Here is a 17,495-nt window from a genome sequence, read left to right on the forward strand (position 1 = left end):
AATGGACAATGCCCATTCACAATTGGAGCCTTTGTCTATCTCAGTTAGCGATTTATTTTGAAGGACGTTTAGACAGCGTGCTCGAAATTTAAACTTAACCTGACACAGAATTTCGAACGCCCTCGGAATAATCGTGGTTGCTTTTTGGCGCTGGATTAACATATTAATGCTAACCGCCATGTAATAAAGGCGCTCAGTAACGGGCTTTAGCATGTCGCTTTGGCCCGTTATCGTCACAACTTATTTAGCTTCTGCTGTGTCCGCTTGGCCGTTTAGGTACACAATGGGAATACCTAACTGAGCAGCTAGAGGCTCTGCATGAGCTTTAAATATGGCGTATTTCTCATCTTTAGTCAGTAAGGTTTCTCCCTTAAAGTTAGCTAAATGTTGGTTGTTATAGCTAGGCTCACAATCGTTTAAAAAAATCCCTGCTATCTCAACTTTAGCTGTAGCTTGCTCCCCTTGATGAATGTTAACGCCCTCAGAGGTGCAAATCAGAATTTCATTTCTCATTTCATAAGTGTTTTTAAGTACTTGTTCTGGAGTATTTGTGTGACGCGCATGTTTAGCTATTTCATTTTTAAGCATGCCAGTACGTTGATGATTGGGCATAGCTGCATAGGCATTTTTAGTCTTGCCTTTATCTGCACTATTGACTAATTCTTCGGTTCTATCGAGCAAACCTACATTGGTTTCAGACATTAAATCTTCTGGACTAGCAGCAAGAATATTTTGCTCTGGGACCCTTAAGATCACGCCAACATTGCCATAGGTAAAGGTTTTATTCTGGTCAATAATACTGGTGCAGGCTACATCCCAAGACGCCATAGCTGATTCAGCCGAGGCACTAAAAACACCTTTGCCAGCTATCAAGTGATCTAATGGCGCCGTGTGGACGATAAACTGAAAGTCTGCGTTAGATTGATGACCTCTAATGCCCATTTCAGCGCTGATACTTTTAGGTTCGGTGAATTGGCTTGTATGCCAAGATTTTACAAAACTGTCAGCTTGTGCGCTTTTACCTACCCCTTGAGCTAACGCTTGGGTAAGTTTTTTAGCATCAGATGAGGAGGCTTTGGCTCCTTGAATCAATTTAACTAACCCCTCTTTTAGGCGAGTTAATTGATTACCTTTATTTTGCCTATGCACTTCGCCGTTACTCACTTCATAGCTTCGTCCATCTTTTAGCGTAAAACTACCTTGAGCTTTATCTTTGTCCATTAAACGCATGGCACTCATGGCCTCATCTAAAGTGAGCGCGCTTGCTTTAGATGAGTCAGGTTTGAGCTGCGCCGCCGGATTGGAGTTTATTGTCGGTGAGCTATCTATTTTTTGCTCCAACTTAGGTAATTTAGCTAAGGTGTTATTGGGATCGCGATTAACTAAACTTTGCTGCTTGCTCGTTGAGGCTTCAATAGGTAAAGGCGGTAATTCACGGTGCTGAGAAATATTTAGGCTGATAGGCATGATTTATCCTTTGACATAAAATGTGTGATTAAAGGGCATATCATCACTGATCTTAGGTGTGGCTGATGAGGATTGTGGGAGGATCTGACGGACTTCACCACTGAGACTGAGAAAGTTATTTAGCGTATTTTCAAAATCTAAGCCATCAAAATGAATAATGTCCACATGATGCATTAGCAATAATTTGTCTTCATGCTTTGCGAGCCAGCAACTGCGTAAAATTTCACTGTTGGCGTTAAGTTCTAATGCAAAATTGGCTAACTCATGATCAATCGTGTCATTTAATCTATAAAGCTCACAGCTTAATGAGATTAAATGGCCGCTAGTAGAAAGTTGAATTTGAACGGCATAACCATTTTTATCTAGCATATGGCATTGGTGTTCATTTAACTTCAATTGCGAATGTATATTTTTAAGCCATTGATTGACCTCGGTTACTTTATCCAAGGGATTACCTTTATTCAGTGATTAATTGTTATAAACATCATAGGGAGTAGAGATATTATGACAATCAACTGTGGTCGTGTTTTTTTATCTTTGTGCATTTTTATTATTTTAATTTGAGTATTTATCACACAGGTTGGATAGTTGTTTTTGTTGCTCTGTATGGCTTTGCCCAAACGGCAGGGCGAGGCCGACGGTGCGTTTAAGTTCTATGTCCGCAAGGGGGCGAAAGACGATGTCTTTGTGCTCTAAAATTGCAGGAATGGCTGGCACTAATGCAATGCCAAGGCCGGCGGCAACTAAGCCAACGGCGTATTCCACGGTTTGAATTCTGGCCCTTATCTGCATCTTAATCCCTTCCATATCTAACAGTTGCTGCAAGCTAGTGAGCGCCTCACAGGGGGCGCGGTGAATGAAAGCTTGTTGCTGCAAATCGCTTAAACTGATGGATGATTTAAGGCTCAAACTGAAGGCGGGCGGAATGGCCAGCAGATAGGTGTCATGCCACATGGGCAGAAAGTTTTCATTACTGCTGAGATCGCAGGTGCTGATGATTTTCGCATCGGCATCTTCGCTAGGCTCCACCAAGGTCAAGTCCATATCCGGGCAGGCATTGGTGAAGTCTTTAAGCAACATACTCATGCGCTGCACGCCAAGGGAACGTATTAGCCCCAGCTTAAAGGGCACTTGAATTTCCGGTTTGCTAAACAGGGCTTGAATGGCTTTAGATTCGTTCAATAAGCGTTTCGCCAGTGGATACAAACGCGTGCCAGCATCTGTGGGGCTCACTCCCTTACCATGGCGCTGAAATAATTGAGTATTAAGCTCAGTTTCTAAGCTGCCTATGGCGGCTGAAATCGAAGGCTGAGAAATGTAGCACTGCTTAGCAGCGGCGCTAATGGAGCCGCGTTCTACCACGGCAACGAAATAACCTAAGGCCCTGAGATTCACTTTACCTTCCCGTAAGATATAGATAAAAGCTATGGATGCTAAAGAAAAAGAATATTTTTCCTAAGGTAGTATTGTGGATATGCTAAGTCAATCAAAGCAATGCCTTGTAGCACTAAAAACACAAATCGCTACCGCGCACTGGCTTAGAACAATAATAAACAGCTGCGGCTTTACTGCGCCGAATAAAACCAGACTCAATACATCATTCAAACAAAAAACAATGGCAATCTGTCCCATGCCTTAATGTGGTAGGCGAAAGGAAGGGTTAGCCAATAAATGAAAAGGAATGCTCATGTCCCGCGTTAAATTTGATTGGCAAGACCCGTTACAATTCGACAGCTTACTCACAGAAGAAGAGCGGATGATCCGCGACATGGTGCATGATTATGCCCAAGAAAAGTTAATGAGCCGGGTCTTGATGGCTAACCGAAATGAGCATTTTGATCGCGAGATCATGTCTGAGCTTGGGGGCTTAGGGTTACTGGGCTCAACCTTGCCTGAGCAATACGGCGGTGCCGATGCCAATTATGTTAGCTATGGATTAGTGGCCCGTGAAATTGAGCGAGTCGACAGCGGTTATCGCTCGGCCATGAGCGTGCAATCTTCATTAGTCATGCACCCTATTTATGCCTACGGCAGCGAAGCGCAGCGGATGAAGTACTTACCTAAACTTGCCAGTGGCGAGTGGGTGGGCTGCTTTGGCTTAACTGAACCCGATGTAGGTTCAGATCCCGGCGGCATGAAGACCCGCGCCACTAAAACCCAGGGCGGCTATGTGTTAACGGGCGCCAAAATGTGGATCACTAACTCGCCTATCGCCGATGTGTTTGTGGTGTGGGCCAAGCTTGACGGTGAAATTCGCGGCTTCGTGCTCGAAAAAGGCATGAAAGGCTTGAGCGCGCCTAAGATTGAAGGCAAGTTCTCCCTGCGCGCCTCTATCACAGGTGAAATCGTGATGGACAATGTGGAAGTGGGTGAAGATGCCCTGCTGCCTAATGTGTCTGGCTTAAAAGGGCCGTTTGGCTGTTTAAACAAGGCCCGCTACGGTATCGCATGGGGCGCACTAGGCGCAGCTGAGTTCTGCTGGCATGCGGCCCGTCAATACAGCCTAGATAGAATTCAATTCAATCGCCCATTAGCGGCAACTCAGCTTATTCAGAAAAAACTCGCCGATATGCAAACCGATATCACCATGGGGCTATTCGCTTGCTTGCAAGCTGGCCGCTTGATGGACAGTGAAGCCCTGCCGGTTGAAGCCATTTCTATGATTAAACGTAACTCTTGTGGTAAGGCGCTGGATATCGCCCGTATGGCCCGTGATATGCACGGTGGCAACGGCATTAGCGATGAGTTCCATGTCATCCGCCACGTGATGAACCTAGAAGCGGTTAACACCTATGAAGGCACCCATGATATTCATGCGCTGATCTTAGGCCGTGCCCAAACGGGTCTGCAAGCCTTCGGTTAACCTAAGGCCATGTAATCTGCGACATATTTACTGACCTCAGGGCTTAGCCCTGAGGCGATATCTATCATCCCAAGCTTGGCAAATTGGTGATAAATAATGCAGTTTTGGTGCTGATGCCACTCAAAACTGACTATTTCAACTCAATTAACAAGCAGTGATGACGCAGTGAAACAGGGGATCGGGTTAGGTGGTTAACAATTCAGGCGAAACACTTAAGGTGGCTGGAATGGAAGACAGAGCAATAGCATTAGAGCGTCAGTTTATTGAGCGGGTATTAGCACAAGATTTTGAAGACATAGGCGAAGGCTGGGATCATAAGCAATTAGGCTTAAGCGATGCCGACTTTTTAGGCCTATTTGAGTCGCAATTAAAGAGCCGGTTGCTGGATTTAGAGTCCCGCAGAATGCGCGCCCGCAACCAAGGTTTTTATACCATAGGCAGTTCGGGCCACGAGGGCAACGCGGCTTATGCCTTGGCGACAAGGCCAACGGACATGGCGTTCCTGCATTATCGCAGCGCCGCCTTTATGATAGAACGTGGCAGGCAAGTGCCAGGGGAAACTCAGCTGTGGGACATGCTGTTATCTTTTTCGGCCTCCAGCGATGACCCCATTTCTGGTGGTCGCCATAAGGTATTGGGCAGTAAGAGATTATTTATCCCGCCGCAAACCTCGACTATTGCCTCACATCTGCCTAAGGCCGTTGGCGCCGCCTTAAGTATTCCGCTGACCGATAGGCTAGCCATAGATGCCAATATGCCCAAAGACAGCATAGTGGTGTGTAATTTTGGTGATGCCTCGGCAAACCATGCCAGCGCCCAGACGGCCATCAACGCCGCCTGTTGGACTGCCTATCAGCAAGTGCCACTGCCACTTTTGTTTGTCTGTGAGGACAACGGCATAGGTATTTCTACCCGCACGCCAAAGGGCTGGATAACCGCCAACTTTAGTCAGCGTCCTGGGCTTAAGTATTTTTATTGTGATGGCAGAGATTTACTGGATACTTATCGTGTGGGTAAGCAGGCGGCAGATTATGCCCGTAAGCACAGAAAGCCGGTGTTCTTGCATGTGCGCACAGTGCGGTTAATGGGTCATGCTGGCAGTGATGCCGAAATCGCCTACATGACAAAAGACTATATTTTGCAAAATGAAGCCCAAGATCCTTTATTGGTAACGGCGCAGCAGCTGATTGAAGCTAAGCTTCTGACGCCACAAGGCGTTATTGGCCTTTATCATGAGCTAAAAGCAAGAATTAGCGCCATCGCCATGACTGTGATCCACAGGCCAAAACTGCAAACCGCTGCTCAAGCTATGGCGAGTATCATCCCGCCAAAACTAATCCCGCCAACATTAGTCCCTACCAAATTAGTTTCGTCTAAGTCGAATTTAAAAAATTGTCCATCCCAAGCGCCCATGCTCAGCGAAGCTGCTTTCAATAAGTTGATGTGCGCCGACAAGTTGTCCTTAGATAAACCCGTGCACATGGGCAAGCTTATCAACCTCACTTTAACCGAGCTCATGGGGCGGCACGACAATATCGTGGTGTGTGGTGAAGATGTGGGCAAGAAGGGCGGGGTTTATCACGTGACCTCGCGCTTAGTGGAGCGCTTTGGGCCAAATCGGGTGATCAACACCTTGCTGGATGAAACCTCTATTTTAGGCTTAGCCATAGGCATGGCCCACAACGGTATTCTGCCCATTCCTGAAATTCAGTTCCTCGCCTATGTGCATAACGCCGAAGATCAAATTCGCGGCGAGGCGGCGACTTTATCTTTCTTCTCTAATGGTCAGTTTACTAACCCTATGGTTATCCGTATTGCCGGCCTAGGTTATCAAAAAGGCTTTGGTGGTCATTTTCATAATGACAACTCTTTCACCTTATTTAGGGACATACCTGGGCTGATTTTAGCGTGTCCCTCAAACGGTGAAGATGCCATGGCCATGCTGCGAGAATGTGTGCGCCTTGCCCAAGAAGAGCAAAGAGTGGTGATATTCCTAGAGCCCATCGCCTTGTACATGACTCGTGATTTACACCAAAGCGGCGATAATCTGTGGGCCGGGCAATACTTGCCTCAAGCCAAGGCCCCAAGGCTTGCCTATGGCGAGCTGGGTCAATTCGGCAACGGCAAAGACCTGTGCATTATCAGTTATGGCAATGGTTATTACTTAAGTCGCCAAGCTGAGAAAATCTTATCAGAGCAAGGCATTGGCGTTACTGTGATTGATTTACGTTATTTAGCACCGTTAAACGAGGCGGGCATTGCCGAAAAAGCTAAAGATTGCCGCCATATTTTAATCGTGGATGAGTGCCGCCGCAGTGGCTCAGTGAGCGAAGCCATTATCACTAGCTTGCACGAGCAGTTAGGTGACTTATGCCCACCGATGGCGCGTATTACCGCTGAGGACTGCTTTATTCCGCTGGCGGATGCCGCCACCTTACCTTTACCAGTGCGAGACACCATAGTCGAAGCGGCGCTTGCCTTAGTGACAGGCGAGTTAACTGCACAGGCTGCAAGAGCTGAGCACAGCGCTGTAACTCGGGAGACACAATCATGAGCCTAAGCCTAGTCGAGAGCCCAAACACCCAAGCCAGAGTTAAGCAAAGAATACTGGTCGTCGCCCCAGGGCGCGGCTGCTACAACAAGGATGAATTAGGCTATCTCAATCGATACCATGCTGATAAAAAAGATTTTATCAAGAATATAGATGCATATAGGCGTCAATATAAGCAGCCGAGTATTGCCAGCCTTGATGGGGAAGCTAAGTACTCATTTAAGCTGCACACCCCAGGGGAAAACGCTTCAGCCTTAATCTATGCCTGCTCCATGTGTGATTTCATGGATATCGACCGTGAGCAATACGAGATAGTGGCGGTCACAGGCAACTCCATGGGCTGGTATATTGCCTTGGCGCTTGCTGGCGCCTTGGGTGAGGATGGCGCCATTAATGTCATTAATACCATGGGTTCTATGATGGCAGATGGCTTGATTGGTGGTCAGCTGATTTATCCTGAAATGGATGAACAGTGGCGTGTAGATTGCACTAAAACCCAGCTGTTAGATACGGTCATCGCAGAGGTCAATAACCAAGAAGGCTGCGCGCTTTTTACCTCAATTTACTTAGGCGGTTATCGGGTGTTGGCGGGCAATGAAGCCGGGCTTAAGCGCGCCGAGAGCTTGCTGCCTGCTATTGATGATAGATACCCGATGCGGCTCTATAACCATGGGGCGTTTCACTCACCCTTGTTAGGGCAGGTAAGCGAGCGCGGTAAGGCAGCCTTGGCCGCTGAGTTGTTCCACAAGCCCACTATTCCTATGATAGACGGCGAAGGCCGCATCTGGACTCAATACAGCACAGACACCAATAAGCTGCATGATTACACCTTAGGGCATCAGGTATTAGCGCCCTATGATTTCACCAAAGCCATTGCCGTCGGGGTTAAGGAGTTTGCCCCAGATAAAGTGCTGGTACTGGGGCCAGGCAACACCTTAGGCGGTCCCGTCGCCCAAGCGCTGATTGCCATGCAAGGTTTTGGCTGGCAATCAAAAACGGACTTTACGCAGGCGCAAGAAACAGAACCTAAGCTGCTGGCCATGGGGCAAGACATTCAACGTGCCCTTGCTAAAGGCGAGTGAACTTGAGTAAGGGATAAGCTATAAAAACGCATAAAAAATGCCACTCAACACATGAGTGGCATTTTAATGTTTTCTATTTTACACGCTGGTCAAATTTAGTGATTTTAGTGAGGCGAACATAAACAGTTAGCGCCACAAACACCTTCACATTGCCTTAAAAATTAACGTTGGCTTCGTTTGAACAAGCACCGTTGGTTTCACAGACTTTATAGCTGAAACTTGTGCCAGCTGAGTCGCGGAAACGGTCAACGAAAGATGCACGGTTTGAGGTACCCACAGCAACGCCATCGCGGAATACAGTATACTGGTCGGCATTGCTACCACTCCAAGAAAGCGAGACTCGTACGCTACCACGGCGTGACTTACTAGCACCATTTACTACCATGTCGAGTGCCACTTCAGGTACTTCAACGGCATACTCCACAGCGATAGTATCAGTTGCGCCATCGTTATCAGTGACAGTCAGGGATACTGTGTATGAACCTGATTGTGCATACTGGTGGGTGACATTTGCGCCAGTGGCAGTTTGACCATCACCAAAATCCCAGCTCCATGATACTAATGAGCCATCGCTATCAGTACTTGTGCTAGTGAAACTGGCATTGCCATTACTGAAGTTTGCATCAAACATGGCAACAGGGTTTTGGTTTGGCGCATCATCACCCGTATAGGCGCCCACTAAGCTGACACCTGAGTAGTTGCTATAACCGTTGACCATCACCCAATAAGTCCCCGTTTGGGCTGGGTTTATGGGGCAACTTTCAGCATTACCACTTTTATAAGGACGACAGTCGTAACTGCTTGAACTAGGTGCTTGGCCGTATTTAACATACATGTCAGCATCACCTGTGCCACCAGACATAGTAAAGCTTAAGTCTGTGGCGCCACTAGCAACCTCTAAGGTGAAGTATTGCTTACTACTGGCATTGCCTGTTAAGCCAGTAACAGCAACGCCGTTTGTGAGCTCAGATGCTGCAGGTGGCGGTGGTGGTGGCGGAGTTTCACAGGGGACAATACCCACAACGGCAAATGCTGAAACCACATCATCAGCACTTAAGCCAAGATCTGTTGCCGCAGATTTAACGCCGCAGGCACCTTGCCAAAATAAGCTGTCAGCAGTCCAATATAATTGGTTTGCCACCACAAATGTTTGAAATGCGCTGCGGGTATTCCAACCTGGCATGTTGGCTAAGGTATAGAAAGCCTTGTTAAATACACCAGAGCTGTGGTGCACGTCGATACCATCATAGTAATCGTCAATATGACCAATTGAATTGCCATCTAAGGTAGGATCTGCCATATAACGCAGTGCGCCACTGGCTTTAAAAATATCAGCACCAACTAGCCAATCGTTTGATCCGCGCATGTAAAATTCAGCAGCTTCACCGGCCATATCAGAGAAGGCTTCGTTCATGCCGCCAGACTGATTAGCGTACACTAAGTTTGAGTTTTGCTCTGTGAAACCATGGCTGACTTCGTGGGCCGATACATCTAAGCTCACCAAGGGATGGAATCGTGTGGCACCATCACCGAAGGTCATGGCGCTGCCATCCCAAAAGGCGTTCTCGTAGCTACTGCCGTAGTGAACCCGCATGGTTAACTGGAAGGTCAGCGGCGCTGTGTTGTACCACTGGCTATACATGTTGTAAATCACGTTACCGAAGTAGTGTGCATCGTTTAAAGGTGCATAAGCACCGTTGATTTCTTTGACTGTGTTACGCGGACAAACGTAAGAGAAAGCATTAGAGCCTGATGTTGCCCCGTTTAGGTTAACTGTTTTTACGTTCGGGGTGCTCATGGTGCAGTTATCAGCGCTGACTTCTACATCAAGGTTAGGAAAGTCGACGCCGTATTCATACTGACCTGTCTTAATGTTACCGCCAGGTCCTGTGCCTACAGTGGCGTGGTTGATGCCTTCCCAGCGTTTAATGATTTCGCCTGTATGGGCATCAATGATGGTAAAAGGGCGGCTTGGAGTATCGCCATAAACCACAAATGAGGTCATATACACAAGGCGAGTCCTAGCGGCGTCATCAAGATAAACCCACAGTTTTGCTTGCGGATTTTCAGTCTTAACACTGGCCACTGACTTATCTGATTTACCACGAATGGCAATGGCTAAGGCTTTATTTGCTGTTAAGCTAGGCTTAGCAAAATCGGCTGACTTTTCGATGTTTTTTAATACACGGCCAGACATGTCGCTGTAAAAGCCCATGCTAGATTGCGACGCGGCAACAGTGAAACCAAAAACAGGGACACCGTGAAAATACTGTTGTAAACGCTGCTTTTTAAGGCCTTTACCTAGGTCGAGCTGTTTCTCGACTTTAAGCTGACTAGCCGCATCTAAACTGAGCCCAGAGACCAAGTCATTACTTGCAGAGCTGCTTTTTAGGCTACCGACATCGACCACATCGGCGGCAAATGCCGATGTACTTAATGCTGCTGACATGGCAATGCAGAGCAAGGAGCGTTTCTTATTTAGCATCATGCTTCTAATCCTTTTTATTGTGTGAATGCCTTATCACGCCATATAAGATAACTGGCTGGGCAAATGATTTGAGAGTGACGGGTATTATTTGGCGGTAAGCGACCTTGGGCACGGAGGCACAAAAGAAGTGATTGCACAGATAAAACTCTCAGGACGTTAAGCTGCGCATAGCCGAATAAATGTACATACCGATGTTAATGGTATGTTAATTGTCTGGCAATCAGACAAAAAGGCTATCTTAAGCGGGGGAATTGAGTACTTTTGGGCTTAAGATAACACCTTTGGATTACAGTTGTGTTACTCAGATGCTAGTTAACCTTATCTCGGGATAATAAATGCATATCAAACAGATCTTTGCACCACTTACTGTGTTATTGCTTTACACAAGAAGACTTGTAATAGGCTCGCTATTGAGGCGTATTCTTACTAAGGAACAGCACAAAGCTCAAGTTTGCATGTCAGATATTGAATTTAGGATCTCTCAACACTTTGTATTCATCTCTTAACCCGAGTGGAGGTGAGTTAAGTGTTGGCTAGGATGTAGTCGTTAGCGGCTGAATTGCTCCTGTAGACTATTTTTGGCGAGAAAATGTTAGAATGTGCCCTTTAAACTCTTGCTCTAAGTAGTCAGTGTTGAGGGGTTTAGTGTGTAGGCTAGTGAAGCCGTATTCCACCATAAGTGTGCTGAGTTTACTCTTACGTCCACGCCCAGGATCGACAATGATGACTTCACACTTTCGATTAGCATGTTGTTGAATAAAATAGGCTAATAGTTTTATATGCTCATCTTCGTACAATAAGTCACTGCCAATAATTAAGTCAAAATGTCCAAGCTTGCTTTGATCATTGGCCCAATCGACTCGTTCAAAGGCTATGCTCTTGTCATTATTAAGTAAGGTATTGCGCGCAAGGAAGGCTTCCACTTCAGGGTGATAATCTGTGGCTGTAATATCATCGTGTCTTTGGTTGAGCATTAAGCTAGATAGGCCAATGCCGCAACCTATCTCTAAAATGCGTAGGCCTGCAGTGTGATAATGGGCCAAGTGATTGGCAAGGACTAGGCTTGAGGGCCAGACAATACCGAAAATTGGCCAAGTGGCGGAGGAAATCCCCAAGCTTAGTGCTAGCCCTAAAGGATCGCTAAATTGCTGGTTGTCACGCAGAGTACATAAGTGAAGATCCGTATCACCAATCTCAATTGTTTGGTAACGAACTCTAAGTGGGGAAGCCAAGGGAGGCGTTGATGTTTCATTCAAAGGTGTTGTCATTATTTATCCGAATTAAGCAGCAAGGCTCAGTCAGATATCCAATGAATATATAAATGACAAAACAGGTAGTCAACACAGTAAAGCAATTTCAAGTTAGTACAAGTGCATTTAGCTCATCCTGAGATAATAGATATTTATTCATCAGCTCAATGTCCAACATTAAAGGGCTAAAAGCTGTATCTAGAGAGGATGTTTATTACAATTATAATAAATAAACCGCTTTACATCATAGAGATAGCGAATATACGATTGAGTTAATCAACCATCTTATTAAGATGGATTGCCTGAGGTCTAACGGGTCAGCGCTATTTACTGACAAAGGGATATGCCATGTACCGGATTGTTTTCTTAAGCTTCGCCGTTATGTTTTCTAATATGGTTAGCGCTGACACGGCTACAAAGCAGGTGATAAATTTCCTTTATCACCCAAAGTGGATATCGACATACTCGATATTGATTCGACATACTCGATATTGATAATAGAGTCGCATCGGTAAAGCTAACTGTCGAAGACTGGATTGATTATTTGCACTTATATAAAAATGATCAGAATGAGTGGAAGATAATTAACGTCCTGTGGCAATACCATGATGAGACTAAGCACTCGAGTGCACAATAAACTCAAGGCTTTATTGTCTGTACGGTAAAGTGGTTAAGTTTGTCCTTCTACAAGATTAACGAATCTCTTTTTAGCCACTTGGTGCGGAGCGACCCTATGAAAGTCAGTGCGATATTACTCATCTTTGGTTTGCTCATCTCTTTGGTGAGTGTAGCCAAGCGCTCTGAGCCTATGGATCTTGCTCCCTTGTTTATAGTTAACTCAAACTCATCCTTCTTTTATTGAATCTGGAGTCTTTATTGAAACAGTGGTTTACAGTGCTATTCATGAGTTTTCTTGCTGGTTGTGCTCAAGGGCATTTAGACATCATGGATGCTGATGGCAAAGTGGTTGGTGATTGCTCAGCAAATTTTGACTGGCATTGGCATGGTGCGCAAGATTCAGTTAATTATATTCTCAATCTGTGTGCTCAAGAACATATCGCCAAAGGTTATGCTGTGTCTGATGAGTCGATTCTGGCCAATGATTACACATTACCTTTGGCATCTAAGGGAGAGACGTGGAATAAAATCAGTGGCCAAGAACACTTTACTCGGGGGCTTATATCAGAGCAACAATACGGTTATATCCTAGCTGCAATAGAGTATGACTATCTATCAAAGCTTAAACATGCAGCGCGCCAATTAGCTGAGAATAACATTAATAAAAAACAGTATGACCACTTGCTGATGCAAGCCAAGCTTGAGTTTAATGGCCGCTAAAAATGAATAAACCTACACAGGGCTGAGGTTAATTAAAGTCGTAGCATTTTTTTGGGGAATGGATGATTAAAAAAATAAGCGCTATTTTGTTTGTTGTTATGGTATTCGCATTTTGGGTCATTCCCTCAGGGCAATTATTCCAGTTAGGAGTATCCACAGAGCGGTATTTAGCGGGATTAACGCTTAAGACAGTGCACATTAGTGATGGGGAAATCGCCTACTTAGAGGGGGGGACAGGAGACACCTTAGTACTATTACATGGCTTTGGGGCTAATAAAGATAACTGGAACCGCTTAGCAATGCATTTAAGCTCTGATTTTCACATTATTGCTGTTGACCTTCCAGGCTTTGGTGACAGTGTTAAAAACATCAATCTAGATCATGATGTTGCAGCACAAGTTAGCCGAGTTAATGAGTTTGTAAACGCATTGAATTTGACTCAGTTTCATCTAGGAGGGAACTCTATGGGCGGCTATGTTGCAGGAAATTATGCCGCGGCTTTCTCAGATAAGATTATAAGTTTATGGTTAATCAATACTTTGGGGGTGGCTTCTGCTCCTAATAGTGAAATGTTTGAAATGATAGTTCAACAACAGCGTCCGGTTATTCTGGCTAAAACTAAGGCTGAGTATGATGAGCTAATTTCGTATGTGTTTTATCAAGCTCCATTTATGCCAAATTTTTTTATCACTGAACTTGCTAAGCAGGCGGCAAAAGATTTTTCACTTCACTCAAAGATTTTTCAAGACATTCATCACCTTGCTGATGAAAAAATTAATTTTACAGCTCCGTTAGACAAAACATTGGCGAGATTGCCAGTGCCAGTATTAATGACTTGGGGCGATAAGGACAGAGTGCTTCATCCTGATGGTGCTAAGCGTTTAGCTGAAGTTATACCTAGGTCAAAAGTTGATATTATGGAAAATGTAGGGCACCTTCCTATGATAGAACAGCCCGCTGCAACAGCTGAACTATTCCTTTTATTTAATAAAGAGTTAGAAAGTAAGGCTTGGGTTCCACCTTTGACTGATTTACATCCGTCGCCATTATGATATCGCCAAAAAAATTCTGAATTTACAGTTCAATTGTTATCGATTTTAGTTAAGGCGGCGAATTGCTTCAGAGCATGCATTAGTCAGGGTTGTGACTGAGCAAGGTGTTAAGCAAAATAGATGTCCCTAAATGGGTTATCACTGAGGCTGATATTAGCAACTCAGGTTATACATAGCATTCGTGCACTGTTCCCGTTAGACTCCGCCTAACAACTCACTGCCCCAAATGCAGTAAGAATTAGATGGATAAGTAAATTTTATGAGCAGAAAGATTGAGTTATTAGCCCCGGGCGGCGATGTTGAAGCCATTAAAGCCGCTATTATCGCGGGTGCCAACGCCGTTTATTGTGGTTTAGATACCTTTAACGCCCGTAACCGCGCGACCAATCTTTCTTATGATGACTTGATAGGCATTATCGGTTTGGCCCATAAGTACGGCTGTGAGGTATTTTTAACCCTAAACGTGGTTATTCTAGAGCAGGAAATAGTGGGCTTAATTAAGCTACTGAATAAACTCGTTAACTCAGGCATCGATGGCATCATAGTCCAAGATCTTGGGCTGTTTAATCTGGTTAAAAAGTACTTCCCTAGCTTAGATATCCATGCTTCCACTCAGCTTACGACCCACAATGAAGGCCAAATACTGTTTCTGGCAAAAGTGGGGGCGACCCGAGTCAATTTGTCCCGCGAGCTAAATTTGGGTGAGATTAAATCCCTTACCGCATTGGCGCACCAGCACGAGGTGTTGACTGAAGTTTTTGTTCATGGGTCTTTGTGTATCGCATTTTCGGGTCAATGCTATTCAAGTTCAGTGAGCGTAGGTAATTCTGGTAATCGCGGCCGTTGTAGCCAAGCGTGTCGTGATGAATATGAGATCACTCAAGCTGGTAATCGCTTCCCATTAAATCTAAAAGACAATTCAGCGTATTTCGATTTACCTCAACTGGTTGATGCTAAAGTTGATTCCCTTAAAATTGAAGGGCGAATCAAAGGCGCTCACTATGTGTATACCGTGGTCGATAGCTGGCGCAAACAGATAGATAAATTTGTGAGTACAGGTAAGTTGCTTGACGATGATTCCAACTTACATAGGGTATTCAATCGTGATTTCACCAACTCGTTTTTACACAATAAACTCACAAAAGACATGTTTATTGATAATCCTCGTGATTACAGTGTCCAGCATGCGATTGAAAAAAATAATGCCATCTCAGTGGTGCAAATCCATGATGTGACTCAAGAACTCTACCAGAAGAAGAACAAGATTGGTGAGGAACTTGCTGAAAAAATTAAGTATCTCAGCATTGCCAAACAAGCTCTGGTGATGACATTTTCCGGTAAGTTAGGAAAACCGCTGACACTCACCATGACCATTGCGGATAGCAGTAAGGTCTATACCCTGCAGAGTCAGTCAATGCTTAGGCTTGCCAGTCAATCAACCATAGATCAATCGGCATTAGAAAAACGCTTTAAAAACTTTGCCAGTAATGGTTATCGAGTGGAAACATTTGATTGCAGTGACATTGACGCGGGTTTGAGCATTCCGTTTAAGGAATTGACGGCACTTAAAGATGACGCGATATGTGTATTGAATAACTCAGTTGCCCTTGTGGCTGCCGTTGAGGTTCCGCCTTTAGCTAAACAGCCAAAAGTCGCGGCTAAACCTAGCATGTCACTGCTTATCGCCGATGAAAAAGATTTGCACCTGTGTGAGTTAACTGATGCCGATGTGTACTTTAAATTACCTGAAAGTTTTAAGAAAAACTGCAACAAGTACATAGATATCTTGTTACGCAATCCACGTCTCATTCCTTGGTTCCCGGCGGTGTTAATCGGTAAGGACTACCTTGAGGCTGTGCGCTTATTAGAGCAGGTTCGCCCGCAGCGTATAGTGACTAATAATACCGGTGTTGCCTATAAAGCCTATGAAATGGATATTAGCTGGATTGCTGGGCCATTCTTAAATACCACCAATTCTTATGCCTTATTAACCCTAAAAGAGCAGCTAAATTGCGCCGGCGCGTTTATTTCTAATGAAATTAATCGCTCACAGATAAAGAATATCGCCCGTCCCGATAATTTCAAACTCTTATACAGCATTTACCATCCGATATTGATGATGACCAGCCGTCAGTGCTTCTTCCAACAAACAGTGGGTTGTAATAAGCCCAGTATTGAAGATGGCTGTATGTTGAAGTGTGAAAAAGCCACCACTATTACCAACGTAAAAGGCATTTCATTTGCGGTGGATAAACAAAAAGGTGGCTACCCAAGTATTTACAACCACGAGCAGTTTTTAAACTTCGATATCGTGGATGAGTTAAGTGATTTGTTCGATGAGTTCTTTATTGATTTAACCAACATCGGCTCAGGTTCAAAAGCTGAGCAAGACAAAACCTTATTGGTGCAACACTTTGAGCGGGCAATAAAAGGTGAGCGTGACGCTCAACAAGTGTTAACTGAGATGATAACTATCTCCACTAACGCCCAATATAGCCAAGGGTTATAAATGCCAATGCTGACTCACCCCTGTGGTGAGTCAGCCATGCTTGCTAGCACTTGATATCAAATTGTGTTGCTAGCCAAAGCATTGGTAGCAACAAAGGCACAGCTTAGGCCTTTATTTGTGCTGTGTTCACTAAACAATCAATGGCATGGCGCTGTCTTGATTTTGGATAAATTGGGCGTCGTAGTGCCACACTTGGCGTAGGGTATCTTGGGTCAGTACCTGTTGCGGGCTGCCTTGTTTAACGATTTCGCCATTATTTATGACCACTATGTTATCGGCGTAACGGGCGGCTTGATTAAGGTCGTGCAACACCACAATAACCCCATAACCTTGGCTGTGAGCGAGTTCCCGAGCGAGCGTTAGCACCTTATGCTGCTGGGCTAAATCCAGCGCCGAAGTGGGTTCGTCCAACAATAGCAGTGGTGCTCGCGGTGCTTGGGCCAATTGGGTGAGCACGCGCGCCAAATGGACCCGCTGTTTTTCGCCTCCAGAAAGGCTTGGATAAGCTTGGTTTGCAAGCGGGCTTAAGTCTAACCGTGCCAACTGTGATGCAACTAACGCCTTACCGGCTTGCTGGCTTATGGTCAGCGGATATAAACCCAGCGCCACCACTTCTTCAACCGTAAAACCAAAGCTTAAGCTGGATGATTGTGGCAATACCGCTAGGCATCTTGCTAGCTCGGCTTTGGGCCATTGGCCTAGGGGCTGCTGATAAAAGCTTATCTCGCCTGACTCAGTCTTAAGGCTTTGGCATAGGGCTTTTAGCAGGCTGGATTTTCCTGCGCCGTTAGGGCCAAGTAATGCGGTGACTTCCCCTGAGCTAATGTCCAAGGAGATGTTGTTAAGTAAAGGTTTACGGCCTAAATTGACGTTAACCTGGTTAATGTTCAGCATT

Annotated in this window: 12 protein-coding genes; 6 read left to right on the forward strand and 6 right to left on the reverse strand. The window is 45.2% G+C overall.

The genetic code is table 11. The features are described 5' to 3' along the window. Positions 1–240 precede the first annotated feature (240 nt). The 3 genes from H5073_RS08895 to H5073_RS08905 all read right to left on the reverse strand — a co-directional run bounded on the left by H5073_RS08895 (position 241) and on the right by H5073_RS08905 (position 2,862). Positions 241–1,467: a hypothetical protein gene (locus tag H5073_RS08895; protein WP_182679016.1), complete on the reverse strand. Its 1,227-nt coding sequence runs from the start codon at positions 1,465–1,467 to the stop codon at positions 241–243. A gap of 3 nt (positions 1,468–1,470) precedes the next feature. Continuing rightward, entirely contained in the window at positions 1,471–1,914 is a 444-nt protein-coding gene (locus H5073_RS08900; RefSeq protein ID WP_182679018.1) for a hypothetical protein, read from the reverse strand. Between the two features lie 108 nt (positions 1,915–2,022). Next, entirely contained in the window at positions 2,023–2,862 is an 840-nt protein-coding gene (locus H5073_RS08905; RefSeq protein WP_182679020.1) for a LysR family transcriptional regulator, read from the reverse strand. A 292-nt stretch (positions 2,863–3,154) separates the two neighbouring features. Between H5073_RS08905 and H5073_RS08910 the strand changes: the two genes are divergently transcribed. From H5073_RS08910 to H5073_RS08920, 3 genes are all read left to right on the forward strand, one after another. Then, the gene (locus H5073_RS08910) at positions 3,155–4,330 is read left to right on the forward strand and encodes an acyl-CoA dehydrogenase (protein WP_182679023.1); all 1,176 of its coding nucleotides are present in this window, start codon (positions 3,155–3,157) and stop codon (positions 4,328–4,330) included. 226 nt (positions 4,331–4,556) lie between these two features. After that, positions 4,557–6,884 carry an alpha-ketoacid dehydrogenase subunit alpha/beta gene (locus H5073_RS08915; protein WP_182679025.1) on the forward strand — a complete coding sequence of 776 codons (2,328 nt, stop codon included), beginning with the start codon at positions 4,557–4,559 and terminating at the stop codon, positions 6,882–6,884. Then, a complete protein-coding gene (locus H5073_RS08920; RefSeq protein ID WP_182679027.1) occupies positions 6,881–7,963 on the forward strand; it encodes an ACP S-malonyltransferase in 1,083 nt (360 codons plus the stop codon). Before H5073_RS08915 ends, H5073_RS08920 begins: the two co-directional genes overlap by 4 nt. A gap of 154 nt (positions 7,964–8,117) precedes the next feature. Here H5073_RS08920 and H5073_RS08925 read toward each other — a convergent pair whose 3' ends face one another. Together H5073_RS08925 and H5073_RS08930 are read right to left on the reverse strand one after the other, a co-directional pair. Then, positions 8,118–10,451 (reverse strand): M4 family metallopeptidase, encoded by a 2,334-nt coding sequence (locus H5073_RS08925; protein ID WP_182679029.1) that lies wholly within the window; start codon positions 10,449–10,451, stop codon positions 8,118–8,120. Positions 10,452–11,023: 572 nt separating this feature from the next. After that, positions 11,024–11,719, reverse strand: a complete 696-nt coding sequence (locus H5073_RS08930; protein WP_182679031.1) for a methyltransferase — start codon at positions 11,717–11,719, stop codon at positions 11,024–11,026. Positions 11,720–12,577: 858 nt separating this feature from the next. Here H5073_RS08930 and H5073_RS08940 point away from each other — a divergent pair. From H5073_RS08940 to H5073_RS08950, 3 genes are all read left to right on the forward strand, one after another. After that, a complete protein-coding gene (locus H5073_RS08940; protein ID WP_182679033.1) occupies positions 12,578–13,039 on the forward strand; it encodes a hypothetical protein in 462 nt (153 codons plus the stop codon). Positions 13,040–13,101: 62 nt separating this feature from the next. Next, a complete protein-coding gene (locus H5073_RS08945; RefSeq protein WP_182679035.1) occupies positions 13,102–14,091 on the forward strand; it encodes an alpha/beta fold hydrolase in 990 nt (329 codons plus the stop codon). 259 nt (positions 14,092–14,350) lie between these two features. Then, on the forward strand, positions 14,351–16,600 hold the full coding sequence (locus H5073_RS08950; RefSeq protein ID WP_182679037.1) for a peptidase U32 family protein: 2,250 nt from the start codon (positions 14,351–14,353) through the stop codon (positions 16,598–16,600). 129 nt (positions 16,601–16,729) lie between these two features. Here H5073_RS08950 and H5073_RS08955 read toward each other — a convergent pair whose 3' ends face one another. Next, on the reverse strand, positions 16,730–17,494 hold the full coding sequence (locus tag H5073_RS08955; protein ID WP_182679039.1) for a heme ABC transporter ATP-binding protein: 765 nt from the start codon (positions 17,492–17,494) through the stop codon (positions 16,730–16,732). Between the last annotated feature and the right edge of the window lies 1 nt (position 17,495).

Origin of the sequence: Shewanella sp. SR44-3, assembly GCF_014163735.1 — a bacterium.
In the GTDB taxonomy this organism is placed as follows: Bacteria; Pseudomonadota; Gammaproteobacteria; order Enterobacterales; family Shewanellaceae; genus Shewanella.

Excerpts from the sequence above, each read along its gene's own strand:
- H5073_RS08895 (WP_182679016.1), bottom strand. The coding sequence starts at position 1,467 with ATGCCTATCAGCCTAAATATTTCTCAGCACCGTGAATTACCGCCTTTA.
- H5073_RS08910 (WP_182679023.1), top strand. The coding sequence starts at position 3,155 with ATGTCCCGCGTTAAATTTGATTGGCAAGACCCGTTACAATTCGACAGC.
- H5073_RS08915 (WP_182679025.1), top strand. The coding sequence starts at position 4,557 with ATGGAAGACAGAGCAATAGCATTAGAGCGTCAGTTTATTGAGCGGGTA.
- H5073_RS08920 (WP_182679027.1), top strand. The coding sequence starts at position 6,881 with ATGAGCCTAAGCCTAGTCGAGAGCCCAAACACCCAAGCCAGAGTTAAG.
- H5073_RS08925 (WP_182679029.1), bottom strand. The coding sequence starts at position 10,451 with ATGATGCTAAATAAGAAACGCTCCTTGCTCTGCATTGCCATGTCAGCA.
- H5073_RS08930 (WP_182679031.1), bottom strand. The coding sequence starts at position 11,719 with ATGACAACACCTTTGAATGAAACATCAACGCCTCCCTTGGCTTCCCCA.
- H5073_RS08945 (WP_182679035.1), top strand. The coding sequence starts at position 13,102 with ATGATTAAAAAAATAAGCGCTATTTTGTTTGTTGTTATGGTATTCGCA.
- H5073_RS08950 (WP_182679037.1), top strand. The coding sequence starts at position 14,351 with ATGAGCAGAAAGATTGAGTTATTAGCCCCGGGCGGCGATGTTGAAGCC.
- H5073_RS08955 (WP_182679039.1), bottom strand. The coding sequence starts at position 17,494 with ATGCTGAACATTAACCAGGTTAACGTCAATTTAGGCCGTAAACCTTTA.